Source organism: Roseateles flavus (assembly GCF_039872765.1).
GTDB classification, from domain to species: domain Bacteria; phylum Pseudomonadota; class Gammaproteobacteria; order Burkholderiales; family Burkholderiaceae_C; genus Roseateles_B; species Roseateles_B flavus.
Genome location: NZ_JBDPZC010000003.1, coordinates 370,691 through 394,145 on the forward strand (window position 1 = coordinate 370,691; position 23,455 = coordinate 394,145).

A 23,455-nucleotide genomic window follows, 5' to 3' on the forward strand; every position below is an offset into this window, starting at 1 on the left:
CGCCGTTCATGACAGTCTCGCACCAGGGTCCGGGACCTCGGGCCGGGCCTCGCCGCCGGGGGGGCTCACGTCGTGAGCCAGCTCGGCAAGCATAGCCAGGCAAGAAGCTTGCCACAGTCCTTGTTGTACGCTTGAAAACTTACCTTCTTATGACGCTCGCGATTCGAGGATCGCGAGGCAAGCCTCCCGCCCCTCTTCCTTCGTCCATGTACCTCATCGCGATCGCCTGGCTCTACGTTGCCCTCATGATGGCCCTGGCCGAAGCCAGCAGTCCGCAGGGCAGCCTCTTCGGGGCCCTCATCACATTCCTGCTCTATGGCGTGGCGCCGATGGCGCTGGTGCTGTACCTCGTCGGCACACCAGCGAGGCGCCGGGCGCGGCACCTGGCCGAGGCCCAGGCCGCGGCATCGGCCCGTGCGCTGGCTCAGCCCGTGAGCGAGCCTCCCGCAGCCTCAGGCCAGGGTGATGGCGGCCACCATGCGCCCGCTGAGCCGCTCCCGCCGGTAGGAAAAGAACCGTGAGGGATCGCTGAAGGTGCACCAGCGGCCACCGCCCTGGCGCGTGACGCCGGCCGCCCGCAGACGCAGCGCCGCCAGCGCCGCCAGGTTGGCCCGCCAGCGCGGCTCGCCCGCCGCATTGGGCTGGTAGCGGAAAAGCTGGCCCTGGGCTGCGCCCAGGTCGGCGCCCGGCTCGACGCCGAAGGCCTCCAGCACGTCCGCCCCCACCTCGAAGGCCTCGGGGCCGATGCAGGCACCGAGCCAGGCCTGGATCTCGCCCGGCTCGCAGCCCGAGGCCTCGCACAGGGCCTGCACGGTGTTCTCGAGCACGCCGCCGGCCAGGCCGCGCCAGCCGGCATGTGCGCCGCCGACCGCCTTTGGTGCAGCGAAGAGCACCGGCAGGCAATCCGCCACCTGAATGGCGCAGCCCAGCCCCGGGATGGTGCTGATGCAGGCATCGGCCTTGGGCACACGTGCCTCCGGACGCGCCCACTCGGGCTTGAGCGTCAGCACCTTGCTGCCGTGAACCTGGGGCAGAAAGACCAGCTGCGCGCCCAGCGCCTCGGCCACGCGCCGCCGGTTCTCCTCGACGGCCGCGGGCTCGTCCTGCACCGCCGAGCCCACATTGAGGCTGGCATAGGGACCGGTGCTGACGCCGCCGGCACGCGTGCTCATGAGGGCGCGCACCTGGGGCGCCTCCCAGTCGGGCCGGATCCAGTCAGGGTGGATCGCCACGCTCATTCAGCGTCCGGGCAGGCCGAGGGCTGGGTCTTGGCGAAGGCGTCCAGCTTCATGCAGGCCTCATGGATGCGCATCACCGTGGGCACGTGGTCCAGGCGAGCATGGAAGCGCTGGGCATTGAAGACCTGGGGCACGAGCAGGCAGTCGGCCATGCCGGGGGTGTCGCCGAAGCAGAAGGCGCCTGCACGTTCCTCGCCCACCAGGCGGCGCTCGACCACCTCCAGGCCGGTCTCCACCCAGTGGCGGTACCAGCGGTCCTTGTTCTCGTCGCTGACGCCCATCTCCTGCGTCAGGTAGCGCAGCACGCGCAGGTTGTTGAGCGGATGGATCTCGCAGGCGATGTCCTGGGACAGCGCGCGGACGTAGGCCCGGTCCAGGGCCTCGCGGGGCAGCAGGGGCGGCTCGGGATGGGTCTCGTCCAGGTATTCGATGATGGCCATGGACTGAGTGACGCTGGCCTCGCCGTCACGCAGCAGGGGCACCAGGCGCGAGGCGGAGACCGCGGCGTAGGACTCCTTGAACTGCTCGTTCTTCGCCAGGTGCACGCTGCGGTAGTCGTAGTCCAGACCCTTGAGCGCCAGGGCGATGCGCACGCGGAAGGAGGCGGAGGAGCGGAAGTAGTTGAAGAGTTCCATGATCGTTCGGATGACGGGTGATGGGCGCCCGAGTGCCGGAGTGCTGCCAGGGGCCGATCCCGGTATGTTGCCACGGGCCCGCTACACTGGATCGATGTTCCTCACCCGACGCTTCAAGCATTGCCCCAGCTGCGGCAGCCAGGTTGACTACCAGGTGCCGGCCGACGACAACCGCGAGCGGGCCACCTGCACCGTCTGCGCGGCCATCCACTACGAGAACCCGCTCAATGTGGTGGGCACCCTGCCCGTGTGGGAAGACCAGGTCCTGCTGTGCAAGCGCGCCATCGAGCCGCGCTATGGCAAGTGGACGCTGCCGGCCGGCTTCATGGAGCTGGGCGAGACCACCGCCGAGGGCGCGCTGCGCGAGACCGACGAGGAAGCCGGCGCCCGCATCGAGCTGCAAGGGCTCTACTGCGTGCACAACGTGGTGCAGGCCGGCCAGGTCCACCTCTTCTACCGGGCACGGCTGCTGTCCCCCGCGTTCAACCCCGGCCCCGAGACGCTGGAGGCCCGCCTCTTCCGCGAGGACGAGATCCCCTGGGACGAGCTGGCCTTCCGCACCGTGCGCGAGACCCTCGTCTGTTTCTTCGAGGACCGCCGCGGCGGCCAGGGCTACGGCCTGCACAGCGCGGACATCCGCTGAAGACCGCGCTGCCTGCCGCCCTGAGGCTCAGGGCTTGATCATCTGCCCCGTCGCCCAGGGGCCGGTGATGCCGTCGATCTCGATGTCCCATAGCGCCTGGGCGTCCAGGCCGTCGTTGACGCCCTCTGCGTAGACCTTCAGCGCCAGGCTGCGCAGCATGATGACCAGGCCGCGCACGAAGGCGGCCCGCGAGGCATCGCCGGAGATGCCGGAAACCACCGCGGCGTCCAGCTTCACATAGTCCAGCCCGGCCTGGTAGAGCCGGTCGACCTGGGCCAGGCCCGCGCCGGCATGCTCCAGACCCAGCACCACGCCCAGCGGGCGGATCTGCCGGCCCAGCTCATGCAGCAGCTCGAAATGCAGCTGCGCGGCCGACTCCCCCAGCTCCAGGCCCAGGCGGCGCGCGGACTGCGGCGACTGGAAGACCAGCTCGCGCAGCCGCGCCACGAAGCCCCCCTCCTGCAGGGACGCCGGCGCCAGGTTCACGCAGCGGGGCTGGCCGTCCTCGGCGATCGCCGTCAGCGCCAGCTGCACGGCGCGCAGGTCAGTCTCGGCACTGAGCTTGCTGCGCAGCGCCAGGGGCAGCCAGCGCGCCGCCTGCAGGAACTCGCCCTGCGGCAGCAGCTGCAGCTGCAGCGGGCATTCCCAGTGCAGCAGCAGGCCCTGGCGGTCCATCACCGGGAAGGGCTGCAGGCGGGCACGGCCGGCGTCCAGACAGTCGCTGATCTGCTGGCGCCAGACGCGTTCGCCCTGGGCCGGCTGGTCTTCGTCCGCCACGCGCTGGAAGGCCACGCAGACGCCCGTGCCCTGCTCGGCGCGGGCCAGCACGGCATCGGCCTCGGCAAACCACTGGGACATCGGCCGGCTGCGCCCCATGTCGACGGCCGCCACGGCCAGGTGCACGCCGCCTTCGCCGCCATGCAGTCCCGAGCGCAGGGCCTCGGCCAGGGCCTGGGCCGTGTCCTCGGCGACGTCGGGCGCGGGCAGCCACAGGGCGAGGTCCGCACCGTTGAGCCGCCCGGCGAGGCAGCCGCGCACCCGGTCGGGGTAGGCCTTGACCGCGCGGGCGATGGCCTGGATCAGCTGGTCGACCTGCTGATGGCCCTGGCGCTGGTTGAGCTCGGCCAGCGAGCACAGGCGCAGCAGGATGAAGCCGCCGCGCACCGGGCCGTCATCCCTGTTGAGCGCGGACTCGAACTCGGCCAGGAACTGCTTGCGCACCGTCAGGCCGGTCAGCCCGTCGCAGTAGGCCTGCCGCTGCAGCACCTGCAGCTGCTCGGCCTGCGCCTCGAACAGGGAGCGGACCTTGGCCACCATGGTGTTGAGTGCGCCGGTCAGGCGGGCGAGCTCGGGAACGCGCGCCTCCTCGATGGTCATGAACTGCCCCTGGACCAGGGCGTTGGCCTGCTGCACCGCGGCGTCCAGGGGTTCGCGGATGCGGCGCAGGCCCAGGGCCGCCAGGCCCACGGCCACGACGCCCACGCCGGCCAGCCAGGCGGCGATGCGCAGAAAGCTCTGCCACAAGGTCTCGTGCGCAAAGGCGCTCTGGCTGCGCACCTCCACGCTGCCCAGGGCCTTCCAGCCGTCCGAGACCTGGGCCACGCCGGGGTGCACGTCCAGCGGCAGCCAGGCGATGAACCAGCCGGGCGCGCCGCCCTGGCCGCCTCGGGCGGTCTTCTCGAAGGCGACCGTGCCGTCTGCCCGCTTCCAGCGCAGGGACTGGTAGGCGCCGGTGTCGAACTGCGCCGAGATCAGCAGGCTCATGAGGCTCTCGTCGCCCTGCTGCTGGGACAGGGCCAGGGCCAGGGCGCCGGCGTTGTCCTCGTTCTTCAGTTGCAGCTGGGTCTGCAGCACCTCGCGCACCGAGCTGGCCGACACCGCGACGCTGGCCATCAGGGCCAGCAGCAGCACGGCGAGCAGCAAGACCGCGACTTGACGCATCAAAGACATGGTGAGTGATTCCCCTCGGCACTGTTCATTAGAAGCCCTCCGCCCTGGCCTTGCCCAGCGCGTCGCGCCATTGCGACAGGCGGGCCGTGGGATTCCCCGCCGGCGCACCGGCCACGCCGCTCCACAGTCCCTCGCTGTTGAAGCTGAAGACCGGTGACAGGTCCGTGCGCGCCGACGCCGGCCGCACCTGGGTCTGCAGGTTGTCCAGGATCAAGGGCTCGGATTGTGGCTGCGCATAGTAGGCCAGCACCATATGCGCCTGCGGCCGGCCATCCAGCATCGCGCGGACGTAGACCAGGCGCAGCTGGGCCGGTTCCAGCCCCAGGGCCAGGAGGCTGAAGTACTTGGCGATGGCGTAGTCCTCGCAATCGCCCCGGCCCTTCTCCAGGGTCTCCAGCGGGCTGGCCCAGTAGTCCACCACGCCCCAGACCTCCTGGTCGTCACGGAACTGGATGCGGCGGTTGTAGAAGTCGTTGACCGCGGCGAGGCGGCCCTCCTCGTCCAGCCCCTGGGCCTTCTCGAGCATCTGCGTGAGGGCCCGCGCGCCGGCCAGGGCCTTGGCCGAACGGCCGGCGGCGACCTCCAGCAGGCGGCCGCTGTCCAGCGCCTGGCTCCACAGGCACAGGCCGGTCAGCAAGGCCATCAGCAGCAGCTGCCGCCCACGCCGCAACGCCGGCCAGGGGCACGCCTGCAGCAGGCTTGCGGCACGGCAGCTCGCAGGGGCTGGGTGAGCGGTCAGCGACAGCAAGGGATGCCTGGGTTTCTCTGCAACGGGGAGGTCGCGGGATGCATGGACCGGGCCAGTATCGCTCGCCCGTCCGCTCCCCCGCGGTGAATCGAGAAGGCGGCGGCCGCCTGACTTCAGCAAGTCTCCCAGAGCGGGGAATTTCCACAGTTTGCGTCAAGTCCCGACACGGGCTGCCCCCGATAATCGGGCGCACCGAGGCCCCCTCTTTGCCGGCCCCCGTCCTTCATGAAGTCTCAAGCCATTCGCCAGGAGCTGGACCAGGCCCGTGCCACCGGTCCCCTGCGCCAGATCGTCATCCCCCCCTGCCCCGAGATGCTGCAGCGCCTGCAGCAGGCCATGCAGGGGCCCGAACCGGATCTCACCGAGGTAGCCCGTATCGCGTCCAGCGACGTGGCCATGTCCGCCACCCTGCTGCGCATCGCCAACAGCCCCCTGCACCTCGCCGACGGCATGCCCTGCAGCGCGGTGGGCCAGGCGATGACGCGCCTGGGACTGGACGAGACCGCGGCCATCCTGACCAGCTTTGCGCTGCGCAATGCCATCCCCGTCAACAGCCCGCACCTCACGCGCTTCTGGCAGCGTGCGGCCAAGCGCGCCCATGCGATGCGCTACATCGCCCGCCAGCTGCCGGGCCTCTCGCCCGACCTGGCCCATACCTACGGTCTCTTCTGCCATGTGGGCATCCCGGTGCTGTTGCAGAGTGTGCGCGGCTATGGCGCGACCATGGTGGAGGCCGGCGCCCGCATCGACCGCCCCTACATCGCCACCGAGAACGCCAATCACAAGACGGATCACGCCGTGGTGGGTGCCCTGCTGGCTCGCGCCTGGAACCTCGCCCCTTCGCTGATGGCGGCGATCCGCCTGCACCATGATTTCGAGTCTCTGGGCGACGCCGACATCGAGCCCGAGATCCACACCCTCGTCGCCGCCGGCCTGATCGCCGAGCACCTCATGCGCCGCCACGAAGGACTGCCCGAAGACGCCGACTGGGCCAGCCACCACCGCCGCGCCATGGACTGGCTGCACATCGACGACGAGGAGCTCGACGTCTGGAACGAAGCCGTCCAGGACCTCCTCGCCGAGGAATAGGCGCCGCCGAAAAGAAGAAAGGCAGGCCAAGAGCCTGCCTTTCGCATTCAGGGCCGGCGCGGGGCCACATCCAGGGGCCGGCGCCGGGCCGCTCCCAAGCCGGCCCACCTGGCATTGAGGGCGGTTCGACGCCGCCCTCAATGCCGTCCTCCGGGGGACCGCCCAGCTTCGCCCGCGTTCAGCAGGGCGAAACTGGGCAAGGGGGCGCATCCAGGGGCCGGCGCCGGGCCGCTCCCAAGCCGGCCCACCTGGCAATGAGGGCGGCTCGACGCCGCCCTCATTGCCGTCCCCCCGGGGGACCGCCCAGCTTCGCCCGCGTTCAGCAGGGCGAAACTGGGCGAGGGGTCAACAGCTCACGGCAGACTTGGCGTGTTCTCGGCGAAGTACTCGTGGCTGTCCGCGTTGTCCAGCGCCTTGGTGGGATTGGACAGCGCCAGGGACTTGGCCGCGCTCTGGCCATAGGCCCAGTCGTCCGTGCCGGCGACCACGGTGAAGTGGGTCATCTCATGCACCAGGGTGCCGCCCTTGGAGTCCGTGCCCGTCATCGGGGCCGACCAGAAGGCGCCGCAGACATAGATCTTGTAGGGCTGGTTGGGATACACGTAGGCATAGGTGCCCGAGTCCTTGCAGCTGCAGTCCAGCACCAGGGCCTTGGTCTTGAAGGCGTCCAGGGTCTTGGCGTAGTGGGACTTGGCCGTGTTCCAGCCCGTGGTGCTGAAGGCACCGAACCAGGTCTTGTAGCGCGTGGTCGCCGAGGGCGTGGCGCTCAGGTAGGTGTAGGCGGACTGCGAGTAGTTGGTCGCCGCGTTCACGGCGCTGGCCAGCGTGCTCTTCTGCGTGGACGTGCAGTTGCCCGTGTAGGAGATGGAGGCGGCCAGCGAGGGGGCCAGCGCGACCTGCGCCTCGGGCTGCTGAGTGCGGCCCTCCAGCCACAGGTAGACCGGGGCGCTGCCGGCATCCGGCGCCAGCAGGGCGGTCTGGCCCGACTGCTGCTTGGCCAGGCCCACGTACTCGATGGCATAGCGGCCGTTCTGGCTCAGGTCGTAGGCACCCGTCAGCTCCACCTGGAAGCTCATGGAAGCACCCGGCGCCAGGCGCACGACTTCGCGCTCGGCAGCGGCGCTGCGCTTCACCAGGCGGCCGGTGTAGGCCACAGGCTCGCCGTCGCGCGTGATGCGGAACAGCGCGGACTCATGCACCTCGCCCGGCAGCTGCGTCTTGGGCAGGAACAGGGGGGTGCGCGAGGTGTTGGTGAGCGTGAGGGTGACGTGGACGTCCACATCGCCCTTCACGACCGGGCTGGCCACTTCCAGACGGACGGACAGACCTGCGGCCTGCGCCGAGACCGCTGCGGTGGCAGCGCCGGCCAGGATTGCCCACTTGACCATGGTTTGGTTCATCGGTGACTCCATCGAGTTAGAGGGGTGCCTGCCCATCACCCCCGTGGTGATGGGCAGGCTGCCGGCGACTCTAGGGAGGCACCTCCGGGGCGCCAACTGTCAGGACCTACAGTCAACGCTGCAGGGGACAGGCATGAAGGGAAAACGATGAGGCAGGTGCGCGAGCTTTCATGACATCTTCGCCCGCCCTGCCCTGCTGGGCGACGGGCCCCGGCGCACTGCGGCCTCAGCTGCCTGCCGCCTCCACGGGCAGGCCTTCGGCCTCCCACTCCGGCAGGCCGCCGCGCAGCCAGTACACCGTCTTGAAACCCTTGGACTGCGCCATCTTGGCGGCCTTGTAGGACTTCCAGCACTCGGCGCCGTTGCAGGCAAAGATCACCGCCTGCGAGGGCTTGAGCTTGTCGGTCTTGTCCAGGGCGCTGAAGTCGTCGAGAGCGGGGTTGAAGGCCACGTCCTTGAGGCTCTTCTCCACATAGGGCAGCCACAGCGCGCCGCGGATGTGGCGAGCCTGGTATTCCTTCTCGATGCGGGTGTCCACCAGCACGGCGCCCTTGGCCTGCAGCTGCTGGGCCTCGCGGGCACTCACGCGGGTCACGCCGGGCAGCTGGATGGGCGTGAAGTGGCCGAGGTCGGCCACGCGCTTGTACTCCTGCATCTCCGGCTTGAAGCGAGCCTGGCTCAGGCCCGTGCTGGCTGGCACCGCGGCGAACCACTGAGCCAGGCGCATGCGGGCCTCGGGCGGCATGTCCTTCTTGACGACCACGCTGAAGCCGCCGGGCACGGGCTCGGAGCTGGCCAGCACCTTGGCCGCCTGGCCGTACTGGCCCTGCCACTCCTTCCATTCGCTCTGGCGCACCACGGTCGCGTCGGCGCTGCCCACCAGCAGCGCGGCGAGGCCGGCCTGGGGATAGCGCTCATGCGCCACGCGCAAGTCCTGCATGGACAGCCCGCCCTGCGTCAGCAGGCCGCGCGCCATGTAGGTGTAGATGGAATCCTGCTGCGGCAGGTACAGGCGCTTGCCGCGCAGGGCGCCGAGGTCCGCCATGTCGGCACGGGCCACCAGCACGAAGGGCTCGGAGCCCTGGGTCGCCCCGAGGAGTTCATAGCCGCGGCTCAGCGCGGAAGCGGCGATCTGCGCCGGGCCGATGAAGAGCTCGTAGCCGCCGCTGCGGGTGGCCCGCATCATGTCGGTGAGGTCTTCGCTGGTGCCCAGGCTGACGGGCTGACCCAGCACCTTGCCCAGGCCGGCCTCCACGCCCTGCTGGGAGACGGTCAGCCCCGCCTTGCGCGCGGTGGGCTCCACCACCACCATGGCGTTGACGCCCGCCTGCGCCTGCCCTGCCAGTTGCAGGCCCAGCAAGACCGCACCCACCACCTGCATGCCTTTTTTATTGCTCATGAACATCCCCAACTGTTTTGATAGGCGCTCAGCGTAGTGGGACATTCGCACACACACTGTCGAATGACGGTGAGTTTTGTTTCAGATCGTCACAGCTGCGTCCTCTAGAACCGGGTCGTGTGCAATCCGTCAACCCCCACAATGCGCGCTGCGCCCTCCGGGCCACGACCATGACGATAAGGAGCCAAGATGAGCCATGACGATCTGATTGCCCGCCGCCGTGTACTGGGGGGTGCTGCCACCGCCCTGGGCGCCCTGGGCCTCAGCAGCTGGGCCCAGGCCCAGGGGGCTTCCCCCGCCGCCCTGCCGCCCGCCAAGCCCCTGCCCGCCTATGCTGCGTGGAAGAACCCGGCCGCCCTGGTGGTGCACAGCGGCACCACCATCGAGACCCGCCGCAGCGCCTTCGGCAGCAGCGTGATCACGCCGGCCCAGCAGCTCTACATCCGCAACAACCTGCCCGCGCCGGACGCCAGCATCCTGGACAAGCGCGACGAATGGACCCTGGAGGTCAGCGGCGTGAAGCAGCCGCGCAGCCTCAGCCTGGCCGAACTCAAGACCCTGGGCCTGGAGACCGTCGCCACCGTGCTGCAGTGCTCGGGCAATGGCCGCGGCTTCTTCCCCAGCAAGCCCAGCGGCACGCCCTGGACCGTGGGTGCTGCAGGCTGCGTGCTGTGGAGCGGCGTGCCGGTGCGCACCGTCGTCGCCGCGCTGGGCGGCCTGGCCGAGGGCGCTGTCTTCCTGACCGGCACCGGTGGCGAGAAGCTGCCCGAGGGCGTGGACCCGCTGAGCGTGGTCGTCGAGCGCTCCGTGCCCATCAAGGCCCTGGAGGACTGCCTGCTGGCCTGGGAGATGAACGGCGAGCCCCTGTCCCTGGCCCACGGCGGCCCCCTGCGCCTGATCGTGCCGGGCTACCAGGGCGTCAACAACATCAAGTACATCAAGCGCCTGTCCTTCGACGCCAGCGAGTCCAAGGCCAAGATCATGGCTCACGGCTACCGCATGACCCCGCCGGGCGCCCAGACCAGCCCGGACCAGGCCTCGGTCTGGGAGATGAACGTCAAGTCCTGGATCAACGGCCCGGCGGCCGACGCCGGCCCGGTGAAGGCCGGCCGCGTGCAGATCCATGGCGTGGCCTTCGCCGGCACCAAGGCCATCGAGCGGGTGGAGGTGAGCGTGGATGGCGGCGACAGCTGGCACACGGCCCGCCTGGTCGGCCCCGACCTCGGGCGCTTCGCCTGGCGCCAGTTCGCGCTGTCCGTGCAGCTGCCGGCAGGCACCTACCAGCTGGCCAGCCGCGCGGTGGACACCGCCGGCAACGTGCAGCCCGCTGACCGCGTCGAGAACGCCCATGGCTACAACAACAACAGCTGGCGCGACCACGCCGTCAAGCTGGTGGTGGCCTGATGGCAAGACCTGACCCCGGCATGCGCCCGTCGCCTGCAGGCCTGTGGTTGGCCCTTCTCGCCCTGCTGGCTGCGGGCCTTTCTCCGGCGGCCCAGGCCGCCGAGGATGCCCAGCTGCAGCGCGGCCGCGAGCTCTTCACGGCCAAGGCCACCCCGGCTTGCGCGGTCTGCCACACGCTGGCCGCCGCGGGCAGCAGCGGGGAGATCGGTCCGGTGCTGGACGAACTCAAGCCGGACGCTGCCCGCGTGCGGCGGGTGCTGCAGAGCGGGCTGGGCGTCATGCCCAGCTACGCCGGCAAGCTGGATGCGGCTGACATGGAAGCCCTGGCCCAGTTCGTCTCGCGCTCGGCGGGCAGCGTCAAGCCCTGACCCCGGGGGGCCGGGCGCCGTGCCGCACGAGCGTTCGTGCAGTAGTGCACGGCGCTGCGGTCAAACCCTGTGCAGGCGCGCCGCCCCCTCTCCCTACGATGCGCGCACTCAGGGAGAGGAATGTCATGTCACGTCGCTGGCGCCTGGGGCTGTTCCTGGCCCTGCTGACCGGATTGGCCGGCCTGAGCTGCTACCAGTACCTGCAGCTCCAGGCGGCATTGCCGCCGCCGCTGCAGGCCGACCCGCGCCTGGCCGAGTACCAGGCCGTGAGGCAGCTGGCCGTTGAACTGGCGCGCCCGATGCGCCGGCCCGGCGCGCAGAACGATGAGGTGATGGCCTTCCGAGCCCGCCAGGAGACCCTGGCCGTACTGCGCGCCTATGCGCTCAACACCCCCTTCCGTTCGGAGCTGCTGCTGGTGGCCGACACCCCCGCATGGACCGAGGCCTGGCAAGGCGGTCCGCAGGCGCGCCGCGTGCACGACGGGCTCTCGGGCCCGGCCACCTGGATTCTTCCGGTCAACAACGGCCAGCGCTGGTCCCTGCAGGTCCGGCGCCTGGAGGACGCCAACCCGACGCCGGACACCCTCGCGCTGAACCGCCATCTGCTGGGCCTGATCGCCAGCAGCGCCGCGCTGGCCCTGGTCCTGGGCATCGCCTGGGGCCGGCAGCTGGGCCGTGCACGCCGCGAGCGCGAGCCCACGGGCGTGCAGCCTGTGTGGGACACCGTGCGCACCGACCTCGGCGCACTGGACGAGGCGGTCAGCGACCACATGCGCCTGCGTGGCGAGCTGGCCCGCCAGAGCGAGGAGCTGGCCGCCGTCACCGAAGCCGTGCGCCAGCGCCGCGAGCAGCGCCGCCGCGAAGGGCAGCCCGCCTGACGTCGCGAGGGCTGGACGCCGGGCGTCCGCCAGCGGCTCGACAATCGCGCCATGCCCGTCGCACTGAACTACCTCTCGCACCGCGAGCGCCAGCACCGCATGGCCGCCCTGATCATCGCCCTGCTTTTCGCGCCGCTGGGATGGAAGCTCTTCGGCCCGCGCGGTGAGTGGGTCACCATCCAGACCCTGCGCTGGCAGCGCGACATCGAGGTCGAGCGCCTGGTCCAGGTCAATGATTCCAGCTGGTGCGACGAGATGCCGCCGGGCGTGCAGGAGATCCAGCGCAAGGTGATGGAGGACCCCAGCGGCCAGCGCGCCGAGCCCAGCCCGCATTGCCGCTACACCGGCCTGCAATGGCGCACGCTGCGCGCCGTGCGCACGCAAGGCGTGCACCCCGAGCCGCCATACTGGGGCTCGCCGGTGCTGGCTCCCCTGCGGCCGGACGAGGCCGGCGCCGAGCGCATTGCCCGGTACAAGGGCATCTACGAGGTGCTCATGGTCGACGCCAAGGAGCGCGACTGGACTTGCCGCGTGAGCCTGCAGCAATGGCAGGCGCTCAGGCCAGGCGAGCAGTTCCGGCTGTTCGTGGACCGCTTCGGCGTGGCCAACTGCAGCACAGTGCCCGGCCCGCGCTGAGCGGACCGGCCGGCAGACGCCGGCCCGGCGCCGTCAATGGCGGACGGTGATGCCGCCCAGCACCAGGGAGCCCCGCAGCTCCAGCTCTCGGCTGGCCTGGGGCAGGGGCTGGGTCTTGTCCTCGATCTGGCCCAGCACCGAGGAGGCCGTGACACGCAGCCGGCAATCCGCCGGCAGGCGCAGCTCCAGGCCGGCCATCACCACAGAGACCTCCAGCACCGCGCGCTGGAAGCCGGCCTGGCTGAGGTCCAGCTCGACGCCCGCCAGCGCAGCCTGCAGCTGGCCCCCGACGAAGTCCTGGGACTGCACGCGGATCTGCTGGCCGCTGAGCACGGCCTTCACGTCGAGCTGGCGGTCGAGGCTGTCCTGGCTGACGCTGCCGAAGGCCTTGCCGAAGACGCCGGCCTGGCCTGGCCGCCGCGTCATCACCAGCACGCCCGCGCCGATCAGCACCAGCGGCCAGAAGTCGCGCCATTCCATGTGCAGCCAGCCCAGGCGGCGCAGCAGCAGCAGGCTACCCACGCCCAGCAGCAGGCCGCCGATGAGCTGCTCGCCCTTGTCGCCCGGCGCGGCCGTCAGCAGGCGCGCGGCGCCCAGGGCCACCAGCAACACCGGCCAGAAGGGCAGGATGCGTCGCAGTTCGAGGAAGTGCAGGTTGTCCAGCAGGAAGGCCCCGCCGGCGAGGACCAGGGTCAGGCCCAGCCACAGCTGGTGGCGGGCGGCGCGTGTCGGTGTGTTGCCGGTGTTCATGCGGTGCCCTCCCCTCGCTCCAGCAGGTAATGAAGGATCTTGGCCACGCCCAGTGCGATCAGCAGCCAGGGCCAGGACTGCTGGAAGCCGAAGCCCTGCCAGCCCGTCTCGCAGGCATAGAACCAGGCGGCGACAGCGCCCAGGAACAGGGCCCGTGTGAGCCCGCGTGCCGAGCGCGCCAGCAGCAGGCTCAGGGCGGCGATCGCGGCGATCACCACGGACCAGGGCGCCTCGAACTGGAACCAGCTGGGCCAGCCATTGCGCTGCACCAGCAGCACCAGGCCGGCCAGGATCAGGAAGAGCCCGAAGCCGCTGCGCCCTTCGCCGCGGTGGCGCCTGCGCTCGCAGCGGCGTCGTGCCCGCCAACTCTGCTGTTCGATCTCCATGGGGTCCTCCAAGCGTCGCCGGGCATCCCTTGCCCTTTTCAAGCCCGGACCATAGCCCCAGGCCTTGCCGCTGTCTTCAGGAATGTCGTGAACCGGCCGCAGGGCGTGACGAAACGCAGGGGCGGACGACGAACGGCAAGCCGCGCCGGTCCGCCCCGGGGAGCGCCCACGCGGCGCCTCAGGGGGAGCTCAGGTGGGGCCCGCCCCGTAAGCCTTGAAGCTGTAGCGCCCGGGCAGCTGCACGGCCACCACGCCATAGCGCCCGGGAGACTCGAACCAGGTGGACGGGTACGACTCCTGCGGCTGCGTGCCCAGGGCGGTCGTCAGGGTGTCCTGGATCATGGACTGCAGGTTGTGCTCGGCGTCCGGCCCCAGGAGGAGCTCGGGCTTCGCGGCATTGAGCGCGCGGCTGAGCTCCCGGACCAGGGTCTCCCGGTTCTTCAGGATGTAGCTGCGCAGGGCCGGGCCGTCGAAGGTGCCCAGCACCAGCTGCACGCGGGGGATGGTCATGGCGCCGGTGCCCAGGTAGATCTCCAGCGGCTGGTCCAGCAGGTCCAGGCTGCGGGCCTCGCGGTCGCGGGCGGCCTCCTGGGCCTCGCGCTCACGCAGGGCGGGCTGGCGCTGCAGCAGGGCTTCCTTGCGGCGCAGCAGGGCCTGCAGCTCCTCTTCCGTGTGTCCCGGGGCGGAGAAGCTCTGGCGCAGGCTGGCCCAGTCGTCTTCCCGGGCCGCCTGGCGGGGCCAGAGCCAGGTCGCCAGGCCGAGCCCGAACGCGAGCACCAGCAGGCCCAGCACCCAGCGCCCGCTCGAGCCCGCGGGCGCAGGCCGGGCGGTGCCGCGCGTGCCTGCCGGGCCTGCCGTCCGTACACGCGCCGCGGCACCCGTGGCCGCCGCTGCAGGCACCGGGCCCGCGGCCCTGGGTGCCGCCGGGGCCTGCTGGGCCGCCAGCCAGTCATCGTAGGCCGCACGCCGGACGGGGTCCGACAGCACGTCATAGGCCTCGGTGATGGCCGCCGCGCGTGCGGCGGCCTCCGGATCATCGGGGCGGCGATCCGGGTGGAAGCGCTGGATCAGGCTGCGGTAGGCCGCACGCAGCACTTCGGGGCTGGCCCGGGCGCTGACTTCAAGGGTGTCGTAGTGGTTCACGGCGCTCAGTCCAGCCTGTCGAAGGTCGTCTTGCTGCCATCCCGCTCGGCCAGGACGAAGCGCCGCGGCTCCGCGGACAGGACGGTGTTGGCATCGTGCGTCACCTGGCCATGGGCATCGCGGAGGGTCCAGATCAGGCGCTGCCCGTCCAGGCGCCAGACACCGTACTGAAGCACGCCGTCATCGGTGCCGCGGATCTCCCAGTCGCCGTTCTCGCGCATCAGCAGCGGCGTGCTCAGGCGCGAGGACTTCCAGGTGCCGACGAACTGCGAAGCCTCGAGCTTCTTCTGGCAGGCCGTGAGGGAGGCGCCGGCAAGCGCCACCACCACCAGGCTGCCGAGGATGCGCAGACGCCGCCTCATTCGTCCTTCATCCGTTCCTTCAACTGGCGCAGGCGCAGCTGCAGGCGCTTGCGGTCCACGTCGTTGTTGCTCAGCGAGATCTCCAGCGCGACCTGCTCGGCCTCGAACTTGAGGCGCTGCTGTTCCTCGCGGGAGGCCTCCATGGCGGCCTGCACATTGCGGCTGGCCTCTTCGCCTCGGCGCCGGGATTCCTCCTCCCAGCGGCGCTGCTCTTCCTCGACGCGGCGGTTCTCGGTGGCGGCCTGGCGCTCGGCGTTCTCCTTGCGACGGCGCTCGGCCTCCATGAGCTCCATCTCGGCCCGGTTGGCGGGCCGCACGCCGTAGGTCTGGTAGTAGTCCTGCAGCATGGCCTGCTCCGCCGCGCGGCGCTCCTGGGCCTCGCGCAGCTCGATCTGGTCGCGCGCGCTCTTGGTCGTGCAGCGGGAGACGCCAACCACCACACCCAGCACCACCAGCAGCAGCACGGCGGAGCTCACCAGGCGGCGCAGGGCCGGCGACCAGTCGCTGAACAGGCCGTCGCCCTGCAGGCTGGACGGGGCGATGTCGGCCCGCACCATCAGGGCGTCGGCCCGCAGGGCCAGGGCGTCGGCGCGCAGGCCCAGGGCGTCGGCCCGGGCACCGGAGACCGAGGACGTGGTGGCCAGGGCACCGCCGTAGGGCACGGCGGCGGCGGCCTTGGCGGCGGCGTCCAGATCGGCGTCGTAGCCCGCCCGCGAGATCGGGTCATTGAGGGTGGTGAACGCCACGCGCAGCAGCTGCACGCGGTCGTTGAAATCCTGCGCCGAGAGGGTCCCCCGCTGGGCCTCCAGTGCATCCAGCTCCAGGCGGTAGCCCGTGCGTACCTCCGTGGCGGTGGCCTGAGGCCGTACGCCCAGCAACTCGTACAGTGTTCTGTTGTCCTTCATTCCCTACCCCATTGGTGCCGTCCGGCACGACTTCGTCGCCCCGCGCGCCAGGATGGCAGGCCCTCGACGTCGGCGTGGCGGGTCGGGGGCAAGTTTAGCGAGGCGCGGGCACCATTCGTGGCGGTCGCCTCACTTTCTGTCGCAGTGGCCGGCCCGATCCTCGGGGTTTTCCAGGAAAGAGGTGGCAGGACCTGCGGGTCTGCCCCTGCATTCAGGAGCCGGCCGCGCCCGCACCCGCGGCGTCCAGCTGGCGCAGCCCCTCGTCCACCGTGTCCAGCCAGCGCCGGTCGAGGTCGCGCTGGCACATGAGGTGGCGCGTGGGCGACTCCACCATGCCGGGCAGCATCACCACCTCCAGCGAGCGTGCCGCCGTGCCGACGTCCTTCAGCAGGTGCTCGGCCTCGTCCAGGTCGGTGAACATGAAGTCCGCATGTCCGCGCAGCAGCATGTGGATCTGGCGCGCAGGCGGCGCGCTCACGCGCAACATGCCCGTCCCGCGCTGGCGCAGCCACAGATCGAGCTGCGGCCCATAGGAGGCGCCGTCGGTCAGCAGCAGGCGCAGCGAGGGGTCCTCGACCATGGCCTGGGCCGTGGGGTACTTGCGCATGCGAATCGCCGCGGCCCGTGTGGCCAGGAAGACGGAGGGCGACTCCCGGTAGATCGGGCTGGAAAACCAGGCAGCGCCCTCGCGCTCCGCCGTCTTGAAGACGCCGACCAGACAGATGGGCTCGGCGCCCTGCAGGATGTCCTGCAGCGACCGCTTCAGCGGCGCCAGGAGCAGGGGCGGCATGGGCAGCTCCGGGGGCCAGACCTTGCGCAGGCGCTCCACCAGGGTTCCCGCGGCACGGCCCTGGGCGTCCGCGTACATCATGGGCGGGATGTCGAAGTAGTGCAGCTCGCGCGGCACCTGCACCTGCACCTGCACCTGCATCTGCACCTGCACCTGCGCCTGCACCTCGGTCGGCCGGAGCAGGCCGGCGAGCAGCAGCAGCATCGGGGCGAGGAGGCGGTTCACGGCGCGAGGGAGGGACCAGCAGAGCCTCAAGTGTGCGCCCGGGGGCAGGCTTTGGAAGTCCCATGAATCGGGGCGCAGGACCGGGCCAGGGCCCGCCATGAACAAGGCCCGGGCCGTTGCCGGACCGGGCCTCCTGCCTTCAGCGTTGCGGCTTACTTCCGTGCCGGCGGCACATCCGTGCAGCTGCCATGCGCCACCTCGGCGGCCATGCCGATGCTCTCGCCCAGCGTGGGGTGCGGGTGGATGGTCTTGCCGATGTCAACGGCGTCAGCGCCCATCTCGATGGCCAGGGCGATCTCGCCGATCATGTCGCCCGCATGCGTGCCGACGATGCCGCCGCCGACGATGCGGTGGGTCTCCTCATCGAAGAGCAGCTTGGTGAAGCCCTCGTCGCGGCCGTTGGCGATGGCGCGGCCGGAGGCGGCCCAAGGGAAGAGGCCCTTCTTGACCTTCAGCCCTTGCGCCTTGGCCTGCTCCTCGGTGAGGCCCACCCAGGCGACCTCGGGGTCGGTGTAGGCCACGCTGGGGATCACGCGGGCGTCGAACTGACTCTTCGCAAGCGCAGCGTCGCCCAGCAGCTCGCCAGCGATGACCTCGGCCGCCACATGCGCCTCATGCACCGCCTTGTGCGCCAGCATGGGCTGGCCGACGATGTCGCCGATGGCGAAGATGTTCGGCACATTGGTGCGCATCTGCACGTCGACGTTGATGAAGCCGCGGTCCGTCACGGCCACGCCGGCCTTGTCGGCGGCGATCTTCCTGCCGTTGGGCGTGCGGCCCACGGCCTGCAGGACGAAGTCGTAGACGCCTTCGCTCTTCGTACCGTCCAGGCCCTCGAACTGCACCTTGATGCCCTCGGGCGTGGCCTCGGCCCCGACCGTCTTGGTCTTCAACATGATCTTGTCGAAGCGGGGCTTGTTCATCTTCTCCCAGACCTTGACCAGGTCGCGGTCCGCGCCCTGCATCAGGCCGTCCATCATCTCGACCACGTCGAGGCGAGCGCCCAGGGTCGAGTAGACGGTGCCCATCTCCAGGCCGATGATGCCGCCGCCGATGATCAGCATCTTCTTGGGCGTGCCCTTGAGCTGCAGTGCGCCGGTGGAGTCGACGATGCGGTCGTCCTGCGGCAGGAAGGGCAGTCGCACCGCGGCCGAGCCGGCAGCGATGATGGCCTTCTTGAAGCGCACCACCTTGCTCGTGCCCGTCTTGTCCTGGGCCGTGCCGGTGGTCTCTTCCACGCTCAGGTGGTAGGGATCGATGAAGCTGCCGTAGCCGCGCACGACCGTCACCTTGCGCATCTTGGCCATCTGCGAGAGGCCGCCGGTCAGCTTGCCGATGACCTTTTCCTTGTGGCCGCGCAGCTTGTCGATGTTGACGGTGGGCGCACCGAAGTCGACGCCCAGGTCCGCCATGTGGCTCACCTCGTCCATCACCGCGGCCACGTGCAGCAGCGCCTTGGAGGGGATGCAGCCCACGTTGAGGCAGACGCCGCCCAGCGTGGCATAGCGCTCGACCAGCACAACCTTGAGCCCGAGGTCCGCCGCGCGGAAGGCGGCCGAGTAGCCGCCCGGGCCACCGCCCAGCACCAGCACGTCGGCCTCGAGGTCGGCGGCACCGCTGTAGCTGCCCGCGGGCAGCGGCGCTGCAGGGGCCGCGGCAACAGGGGCCGGCGCCGGAGCCGGGGCCGGGGCCGCAGCCGGCGCCGGCGCGGCAGCGCCCTCGCTGTCCAGCATCAGGATCACCGTGCCCTGGTTGACCTTGTCACCCAGGCTCACCTTCAGTTCCTTGACCACGCCGGCGTGCGTCGACGGGATCTCCATCGAGGCCTTGTCGCTCTCGACGGTCAGCAGGCTCTGGTCCACCTTCACCGTGTCGCCGGCCTTGACCAGCAGCTCGATGATGGCCACGTCCTTGAAGTCGCCGATGTCCGGGACCTTCACTTCTAGCAATGCCATGTCTGTCTCCATGTCCTCAAGGCGCGCCGATGATGGCACGGCCAGGATGATCAAGCGACGCGCGCGGATCCGGCTTTGCCGGGCCGTCGCGCGTGCCCCCTCGAGGGGGCGCGCGAAGCGCGTAGGGGGTGGTTAAAGAGCGATGCGGCGGAAGTCGGCCAGCAAGGAAGCGAAGTACACGTTGAAACGCGCAGCCGCCGCGCCGTCGATCACGCGGTGATCCCAGCTCAAGGACAGCGGCAGCATCAGGCGCGGCTGGAAGGCCTTGCCGTCCCACTTGGGCTCGATCTGGCTCTTGCACACGCCCATGATGGCCACCTCGGGCGCATTGATGATGGGCGTGAAGTAGCGCCCGCCGATGCCGCCCAAGGACGAGATCGTGAAGCAGCCGCCCGTCATGTCGGCCGGGCCCAGCTTGCCGTCGCGGGCCTTCTTGGCCAGCTCGGCCATCTCCTGGCTGATCTGGACGATGCCCTTCTTGTCGGCATCCTTGATTACGGGCACCACGAGGCCGTTGGGCGTGTCCGCCGCGAAGCCGATGTGGAAGTACTGCTTCAGCACGAGCGTGTCGCCATCCAGGCTGGCGTTGAACTCGGGGAACTTCTTGAGCGCGGCCACGGCGGCCTTGATCATGAAGGCCAGCATGGTGACCTTCACGCCGCTCTTCTCGTTCTCCTTGTTCAGCAGGACGCGGAAGGCTTCGAGGTCGGTGATGTCGGCATCGTCGTGGTTGGTGACGTGCGGGATCACCACCCAGTTGCGATGCAGATTCGCGCCCGAGATCTTCTTGATGCGGCCCATCTCCTTGCGCTCGATGGGGCCGAACTTGGCGAAGTCCACCTGCGGCCAGGCCAGCAGGCCCGGGAAGGCGCCACCGCTGGCTGCACCGCCCGCGGGCGCGGCGGCCTTCTGTGCGGCGGTCTGTGTCTGGCCGGCCATCACGGCCTTGACGAAGCCCTGCACGTCGGATTCCAGCACGCGGCCCTTGGGACCGCTGCCCTTCACTTCCTCCAGCGGCACGCCCAGCTCGCGGGCCAGCTTGCGGATGGTGGGAGAGGCGTGCGGCAGGCGGCCCTTGGCGGCCGAGGGCTCATGCGCGGGCAGCGCCGGCACCGAGGCGCTTGCGGCCACAGGCGCTGCGGCGGCCTGAGCCGGCGCTGCGGCAGGCGCGGCAGGGGCCGGTGCGCTCGCCGTGGGGGCAGCGGCGCCGGCGGCGGTCTGCACCACGGCCAGCAGCGTGCCCTTGGCGACCTTGTCACCCAGCTTGACCTTGAGCTCCTTGATCACACCGCCGTGCGAGGACGGGATCTCCATCGAGGCCTTGTCGCTCTCCACGGTGATCAGGCTCTGCTCGACGCGGATCGTGTCGCCCACCTTGACGAAGACCTCGATCACGCTGACCTCGTCGAAGTCGCCGATGTCCGGCACCACGACGTCAACAAGCCCGCCGCCCGCCGCAGGCGCGGCGACAGGAGCTGGCACTGCCGGGGCAGCGGCAGGCGCCGGAGCCGGAGCCGCGACGGGAGCCGGTGCAGGCGCAGCCGCCGCAGCGCCCGCCCCTTCCACGATCAGCAGCAGGCTGCCCTCGTTGACCTTGTCACCCACGGCGACCTTCAGCTCCTTGACCACGCCCGCGTGCGTCGAGGGAATCTCCATGGAGGCCTTGTCGCTCTCCACGGTCACCAGGCTCTGGTCGACCGAGATCGTGTCGCCCACCTTCACCAGCAGCTCGATCACTGCCACGTCCTTGAAGTCCCCGATGTCGGGCACCTTCACTTCAAGCATTGCCATGCGGATGTCTCCGTTGAATACGTTGCGCTGCGCGGGAGCGATCAGGCGTAGAGGGGGTTGATCTTGTCGGCCTTGATGCCGTACTTCGCAATCGCCTCGGCGACCTTGGCCAGCGGCAGCTTGCCTTCGTCGGCCAGGCTCTTCAGCGCGGCCACGACGATGTAGTGGCGGTTGATCTCGAAGTGCTCGCGCAGCTTGGTGCGGAAGTCCGAGCGGCCGAAGCCGTCGGTGCCCAGCACCTTGTACGAACGACCGGCCGGCACGTAGGCGCGGATCTGCTCGGCGTAGTTCTTCATGTAGTCGGTCGAGGCGATCACCGGGCCGCTGGTGCCGCTCAGCTGCTGGGTGACGTAGGCCGCGCGCGGCGCCTGGGTCGGGTGCAGCAGGTTCCAGCGCTCGGCGTCCTGGCCGTCGCGGGCCAGCTCGTTGAAGCTGGGGCAGGACCAGATGTGGGCACCAACGCCCCAGTCCTGCTCCAGCAGCTCCTTGGCGGCCATGGACTCGCGCAGGATGGTGCCCGAGCCCAGCAGGTTGACCTGCAGCGCGCTGCCAGCCTTGGCTTCGTCCAGCAGGTACATGCCCTTGAGGATCTGCGCCTCGGTGCCGGCCTTCAGCCCGGGCATCGGGTAGTTCTCGTTGAGCAGGGTGATGTAGAAGAACACGTTCTCCTGGTTCTCCACCATGCGCTTGAGGCCGTTGTGCATGATCACGGCGACCTCATGCGCGAAGGTCGGGTCGTAGGAGACGCAGTTCGGGATGGTGCCGGCCAGGATGTGGCTGTGGCCGTCCTCGTGCTGCAGGCCCTCGCCGTTGAGCGTGGTCCGGCCCGAGGTGCCGCCCAGCAGGAAGCCGCGGGCCTGCATGTCGCCGGCCGCCCAGGCCAGGTCGCCGATGCGCTGGAAGCCGAACATCGAGTAGTAGACGTAGAACGGGATCATCACCCGGTTGTTCGTCGAGTAGCTCGTGGCAGCCGCGATCCACGAGGCCATGCCGCCGGCCTCGTTGATGCCTTCCTGCAGGATCTGGCCGGCCTTGTCCTCGCGGTAGTACATCACCTGGTCCTTGTCGACCGGGGTGTAGAGCTGGCCCTTGGGGTTGTAGATGCCGATCTGGCGGAACAGGCCTTCCATGCCGAAGGTCCGGGCCTCGTCGACGAGGATGGGCACCACGCGCGGGCCGAGTTCCTTGTCCCGCAGCAGCTGGGTCAGGAAGCGGACATAGGCCTGGGTCGTGGAGATCTCGCGGCCTTCCGCAGTGGGCTCCAGCACGGCCTTGAAGGTGTCCAGGGGCGGCGTGACGAAGCTCTCGTCGGCCTTCACGCGACGCTTGGGCAGGTAGCCGCCCAGGGCCTGACGGCGCTCGTGCAGGTAGCGCATTTCCGGCGTGTCATCGGCCGGCTTGTAGTAGGGCAGCTTGGGCAGCTCGCTGTCAGGCACGGGGATGCCGAAGCGGTCGCGGATGTACTTGATGTCCTCGTCCGTCAGCTTCTTGGTCTGGTGGACGGTGTTCTTGCCTTCGCCGGCCTTGCCCATGCCATAGCCCTTGACGGTCTTGACCAGCAGCACCGTGGGCTGGCCCGTGCCGTTGTTGTGGGCGGCGTGGAAGGCGGCGTAGACCTTCTCGGGCTGGTGGCCACCGCGGCGCAGCTCGAAGATCTCGTCGTCGCTCATGTGCTCGACGAGCTTGGCGGTCTCGGGGTACTTGCCGAAGAAGTGCTTGCGGACGTAGGCGCCGTCATTGGCCTTCATGGCCTGGTAGTCGCCGTCCAGCGTCTCCATCATGAGCTGCTTGAGCTTGCCGCTCTTGTCGCGCGCCAGCAGCTCGTCCCAGCCCTTGCCCCAGACCAGCTTGATCACGTTCCAGCCGCTGCCGCGGAACTCGCCTTCCAGCTCCTGGATGATCTTGCCGTTGCCGCGCACCGGACCATCCAGGCGCTGCAGATTGCAGTTGATCACGAAGACCAGGTTGTCCAGGCCCTCGCGCGCGGCCAGGCCGATCGCGCCCAGGCTTTCGGGCTCGTCCATCTCGCCGTCGCCCATGAAGGCCCAGACCTTGCGGCTGGCGGTGTCGGCAATGCCGCGGGCATGCAGGTACTTCAGGAAACGGGCCTGGTAGATGGCCATCAGCGGGCCCAGGCCCATGGAGACGGTCGGGAACTGCCAGAAGTCCGGCATCAGCTTGGGGTGCGGGTAGCTGGAGAGGCCCTTGCCATCGACTTCCTGGCGGAAGCTGTCCAGCTGTTCCTCGCTCAAGCGGCCTTCCAGGAAGGCGCGGGCGTAGATGCCGGGGGCACTGTGGCCCTGGATGTAGAGCAGGTCGCCGCCGTGCTTCTCGCTCTCGGCGTGCCAGAAGTGGTTGAAGCCCGCGCCCAGCATGGAGGCCAGCGAGGCAAAGGAGCCGATGTGGCCGCCCAGATCACCGCCGTCCGCCGGGTTCAGGCGGTTGGCCCGCACCACCATGGCCATGGCATTCCAGCGCATGTAGGCGCGCAGGCGCTTCTCGATCTCGATATTGCCGGGGCAGCGCGCCTCCTGGTCAGCCGGGATGGTGTTGACGTAGGGCGTGGTGGCCGAGAAGGGCACGTCGATGCCGGACTGGCGGGCGTGATCGATCAGGGTGTTGAGCAGGAAATGGGCCCGCTCGCTGCCCTCCTCGCCGATGACGGCGGACAGCGCGTCCAGCCATTCCTTGGTCTCGAGGGCGTCGGTGTCTTGGGCGGCTGCGCCTGGGAGGGACTGGGGCTGCGCGGACATGCTGTCT

Annotated in this window: 22 protein-coding genes; 7 read left to right on the plus strand and 15 right to left on the minus strand. The window is 69.9% G+C overall.

The window, feature by feature from the left end; translation table 11 throughout:
• The first annotated feature begins 206 nt into the window (after positions 1-206).
• A complete protein-coding gene (locus ABDJ40_RS09545; protein WP_347609044.1) occupies positions 207-521 on the plus strand; it encodes a hypothetical protein in 315 nt (104 codons plus the stop codon).
• On the opposite strand, the gene pgeF is transcribed toward ABDJ40_RS09545, so the two are convergent.
• Both pgeF and maiA read right to left on the minus strand, forming a co-directional pair.
• Positions 453-1,238, minus strand: a complete 786-nt coding sequence (gene pgeF / locus ABDJ40_RS09550; protein ID WP_347609046.1) for a peptidoglycan editing factor PgeF — start codon at positions 1,236-1,238, stop codon at positions 453-455. The genes ABDJ40_RS09545 and pgeF overlap by 69 nt on opposite strands.
• The gene (gene maiA, locus ABDJ40_RS09555; protein ID WP_347609048.1) at positions 1,235-1,873 is read right to left on the minus strand and encodes a maleylacetoacetate isomerase; all 639 of its coding nucleotides are present in this window, start codon (positions 1,871-1,873) and stop codon (positions 1,235-1,237) included. Before maiA ends, pgeF begins: the two co-directional genes overlap by 4 nt.
• A gap of 94 nt (positions 1,874-1,967) precedes the next feature.
• Between maiA and ABDJ40_RS09560 the strand changes: the two genes are divergently transcribed.
• Positions 1,968-2,516: an NUDIX hydrolase gene (locus ABDJ40_RS09560; RefSeq protein ID WP_347609050.1), complete on the plus strand. Its 549-nt coding sequence runs from the start codon at positions 1,968-1,970 to the stop codon at positions 2,514-2,516.
• 27 nt (positions 2,517-2,543) lie between these two features.
• Here the strand turns inward: ABDJ40_RS09560 and ABDJ40_RS09565 are convergent, their stop codons facing one another.
• Positions 2,544-4,457 carry a bifunctional diguanylate cyclase/phosphodiesterase gene (locus ABDJ40_RS09565; protein WP_347609052.1) on the minus strand — a complete coding sequence of 638 codons (1,914 nt, stop codon included), beginning with the start codon at positions 4,455-4,457 and terminating at the stop codon, positions 2,544-2,546.
• Positions 4,458-4,494: 37 nt separating this feature from the next.
• Positions 4,495-5,109 (minus strand): transglutaminase-like cysteine peptidase, encoded by a 615-nt coding sequence (locus ABDJ40_RS09570; protein ID WP_269629751.1) that lies wholly within the window; start codon positions 5,107-5,109, stop codon positions 4,495-4,497.
• Between the two features lie 330 nt (positions 5,110-5,439).
• Between ABDJ40_RS09570 and ABDJ40_RS09575 the strand changes: the two genes are divergently transcribed.
• Entirely contained in the window at positions 5,440-6,303 is an 864-nt protein-coding gene (locus tag ABDJ40_RS09575) for an HDOD domain-containing protein (RefSeq protein ID WP_347609055.1), read from the plus strand.
• Between the two features lie 353 nt (positions 6,304-6,656).
• Here ABDJ40_RS09575 and ABDJ40_RS09580 read toward each other — a convergent pair whose 3' ends face one another.
• Together ABDJ40_RS09580 and ABDJ40_RS09585 are read right to left on the minus strand one after the other, a co-directional pair.
• The gene (locus tag ABDJ40_RS09580; RefSeq protein ID WP_347609057.1) at positions 6,657-7,703 is read right to left on the minus strand and encodes a M35 family metalloendopeptidase; all 1,047 of its coding nucleotides are present in this window, start codon (positions 7,701-7,703) and stop codon (positions 6,657-6,659) included.
• A gap of 226 nt (positions 7,704-7,929) precedes the next feature.
• The gene (locus ABDJ40_RS09585; RefSeq protein ID WP_347609059.1) at positions 7,930-9,102 is read right to left on the minus strand and encodes a rhodanese-like domain-containing protein; all 1,173 of its coding nucleotides are present in this window, start codon (positions 9,100-9,102) and stop codon (positions 7,930-7,932) included.
• Between the two features lie 189 nt (positions 9,103-9,291).
• On the opposite strand from ABDJ40_RS09585, the gene sorT reads away from it, so the two are divergent.
• The 4 genes from sorT (at position 9,292) to ABDJ40_RS09605 (ending at position 12,388) form a co-directional block, all read left to right on the plus strand.
• The gene (gene sorT, locus ABDJ40_RS09590; RefSeq protein WP_347609061.1) at positions 9,292-10,506 is read left to right on the plus strand and encodes a SorT family sulfite dehydrogenase catalytic subunit; all 1,215 of its coding nucleotides are present in this window, start codon (positions 9,292-9,294) and stop codon (positions 10,504-10,506) included.
• Entirely contained in the window at positions 10,506-10,874 is a 369-nt protein-coding gene (gene sorU, locus ABDJ40_RS09595; RefSeq protein ID WP_347609063.1) for a SorU family sulfite dehydrogenase c-type cytochrome subunit, read from the plus strand. The genes sorT and sorU overlap by 1 nt, the downstream gene beginning before the upstream one ends.
• A gap of 125 nt (positions 10,875-10,999) precedes the next feature.
• Entirely contained in the window at positions 11,000-11,752 is a 753-nt protein-coding gene (locus ABDJ40_RS09600; protein WP_347609065.1) for a hypothetical protein, read from the plus strand.
• A 51-nt stretch (positions 11,753-11,803) separates the two neighbouring features.
• Complete coding sequence (locus ABDJ40_RS09605) at positions 11,804-12,388, plus strand: hypothetical protein (RefSeq protein WP_347609067.1); 585 nt, start codon at positions 11,804-11,806, stop codon at positions 12,386-12,388.
• A 33-nt stretch (positions 12,389-12,421) separates the two neighbouring features.
• Here the strand turns inward: ABDJ40_RS09605 and ABDJ40_RS09610 are convergent, their stop codons facing one another.
• The 9 genes from ABDJ40_RS09610 to aceE all read right to left on the minus strand — a co-directional run bounded on the left by ABDJ40_RS09610 (position 12,422) and on the right by aceE (position 23,448).
• Complete coding sequence (locus ABDJ40_RS09610) at positions 12,422-13,138, minus strand: LiaF transmembrane domain-containing protein (RefSeq protein ID WP_347609069.1); 717 nt, start codon at positions 13,136-13,138, stop codon at positions 12,422-12,424.
• Positions 13,135-13,524 carry a LiaF transmembrane domain-containing protein gene (locus ABDJ40_RS09615; RefSeq protein ID WP_347609071.1) on the minus strand — a complete coding sequence of 130 codons (390 nt, stop codon included), beginning with the start codon at positions 13,522-13,524 and terminating at the stop codon, positions 13,135-13,137. The genes ABDJ40_RS09610 and ABDJ40_RS09615 overlap by 4 nt, the downstream gene beginning before the upstream one ends.
• Positions 13,525-13,713: 189 nt before the next feature.
• Positions 13,714-14,667, minus strand: coding sequence for a J domain-containing protein (locus ABDJ40_RS09620; protein ID WP_347609073.1), 954 nt, complete (start codon positions 14,665-14,667; stop codon positions 13,714-13,716).
• Between the two features lie 5 nt (positions 14,668-14,672).
• A complete protein-coding gene (locus ABDJ40_RS09625) occupies positions 14,673-15,029 on the minus strand; it encodes a hypothetical protein (protein ID WP_347609075.1) in 357 nt (118 codons plus the stop codon).
• Positions 15,026-15,934, minus strand: a complete 909-nt coding sequence (locus tag ABDJ40_RS09630) for a hypothetical protein (protein ID WP_347609077.1) — start codon at positions 15,932-15,934, stop codon at positions 15,026-15,028. Before ABDJ40_RS09630 ends, ABDJ40_RS09625 begins: the two co-directional genes overlap by 4 nt.
• A 211-nt stretch (positions 15,935-16,145) precedes the next feature.
• The gene (locus tag ABDJ40_RS09635) at positions 16,146-16,949 is read right to left on the minus strand and encodes a hypothetical protein (RefSeq protein WP_347609079.1); all 804 of its coding nucleotides are present in this window, start codon (positions 16,947-16,949) and stop codon (positions 16,146-16,148) included.
• Between the two features lie 152 nt (positions 16,950-17,101).
• Entirely contained in the window at positions 17,102-18,904 is a 1,803-nt protein-coding gene (lpdA, locus tag ABDJ40_RS09640; protein ID WP_347609081.1) for a dihydrolipoyl dehydrogenase, read from the minus strand.
• 132 nt (positions 18,905-19,036) lie between these two features.
• On the minus strand, positions 19,037-20,695 hold the full coding sequence (aceF, locus tag ABDJ40_RS09645; protein ID WP_347609083.1) for a dihydrolipoyllysine-residue acetyltransferase: 1,659 nt from the start codon (positions 20,693-20,695) through the stop codon (positions 19,037-19,039).
• Positions 20,696-20,736: 41 nt separating this feature from the next.
• Positions 20,737-23,448 (minus strand): pyruvate dehydrogenase (acetyl-transferring), homodimeric type, encoded by a 2,712-nt coding sequence (gene aceE / locus ABDJ40_RS09650; RefSeq protein WP_347609085.1) that lies wholly within the window; start codon positions 23,446-23,448, stop codon positions 20,737-20,739.
• Positions 23,449-23,455: the final 7 nt, after the last annotated feature.

Excerpts from the sequence above, each read along its gene's own strand:
- ABDJ40_RS09545 (WP_347609044.1), top strand. The coding sequence starts at position 207 with ATGTACCTCATCGCGATCGCCTGGCTCTACGTTGCCCTCATGATGGCC.
- pgeF (WP_347609046.1), bottom strand. The coding sequence starts at position 1,238 with ATGAGCGTGGCGATCCACCCTGACTGGATCCGGCCCGACTGGGAGGCG.
- maiA (WP_347609048.1), bottom strand. The coding sequence starts at position 1,873 with ATGGAACTCTTCAACTACTTCCGCTCCTCCGCCTCCTTCCGCGTGCGC.
- ABDJ40_RS09560 (WP_347609050.1), top strand. The coding sequence starts at position 1,968 with ATGTTCCTCACCCGACGCTTCAAGCATTGCCCCAGCTGCGGCAGCCAG.
- ABDJ40_RS09565 (WP_347609052.1), bottom strand. The coding sequence starts at position 4,457 with ATGCGTCAAGTCGCGGTCTTGCTGCTCGCCGTGCTGCTGCTGGCCCTG.
- ABDJ40_RS09570 (WP_269629751.1), bottom strand. The coding sequence starts at position 5,109 with ATGGCCTTGCTGACCGGCCTGTGCCTGTGGAGCCAGGCGCTGGACAGC.
- ABDJ40_RS09575 (WP_347609055.1), top strand. The coding sequence starts at position 5,440 with ATGAAGTCTCAAGCCATTCGCCAGGAGCTGGACCAGGCCCGTGCCACC.
- ABDJ40_RS09580 (WP_347609057.1), bottom strand. The coding sequence starts at position 7,703 with ATGAACCAAACCATGGTCAAGTGGGCAATCCTGGCCGGCGCTGCCACC.
- ABDJ40_RS09585 (WP_347609059.1), bottom strand. The coding sequence starts at position 9,102 with ATGAGCAATAAAAAAGGCATGCAGGTGGTGGGTGCGGTCTTGCTGGGC.
- sorT (WP_347609061.1), top strand. The coding sequence starts at position 9,292 with ATGAGCCATGACGATCTGATTGCCCGCCGCCGTGTACTGGGGGGTGCT.
- sorU (WP_347609063.1), top strand. The coding sequence starts at position 10,506 with ATGGCAAGACCTGACCCCGGCATGCGCCCGTCGCCTGCAGGCCTGTGG.
- ABDJ40_RS09600 (WP_347609065.1), top strand. The coding sequence starts at position 11,000 with ATGTCACGTCGCTGGCGCCTGGGGCTGTTCCTGGCCCTGCTGACCGGA.
- ABDJ40_RS09605 (WP_347609067.1), top strand. The coding sequence starts at position 11,804 with ATGCCCGTCGCACTGAACTACCTCTCGCACCGCGAGCGCCAGCACCGC.
- ABDJ40_RS09610 (WP_347609069.1), bottom strand. The coding sequence starts at position 13,138 with ATGAACACCGGCAACACACCGACACGCGCCGCCCGCCACCAGCTGTGG.
- ABDJ40_RS09615 (WP_347609071.1), bottom strand. The coding sequence starts at position 13,524 with ATGGAGATCGAACAGCAGAGTTGGCGGGCACGACGCCGCTGCGAGCGC.
- ABDJ40_RS09625 (WP_347609075.1), bottom strand. The coding sequence starts at position 15,029 with ATGAGGCGGCGTCTGCGCATCCTCGGCAGCCTGGTGGTGGTGGCGCTT.
- ABDJ40_RS09630 (WP_347609077.1), bottom strand. The coding sequence starts at position 15,934 with ATGAAGGACAACAGAACACTGTACGAGTTGCTGGGCGTACGGCCTCAG.
- lpdA (WP_347609081.1), bottom strand. The coding sequence starts at position 18,904 with ATGGCATTGCTAGAAGTGAAGGTCCCGGACATCGGCGACTTCAAGGAC.
- aceF (WP_347609083.1), bottom strand. The coding sequence starts at position 20,695 with ATGGCAATGCTTGAAGTGAAGGTGCCCGACATCGGGGACTTCAAGGAC.
- aceE (WP_347609085.1), bottom strand. The coding sequence starts at position 23,448 with ATGTCCGCGCAGCCCCAGTCCCTCCCAGGCGCAGCCGCCCAAGACACC.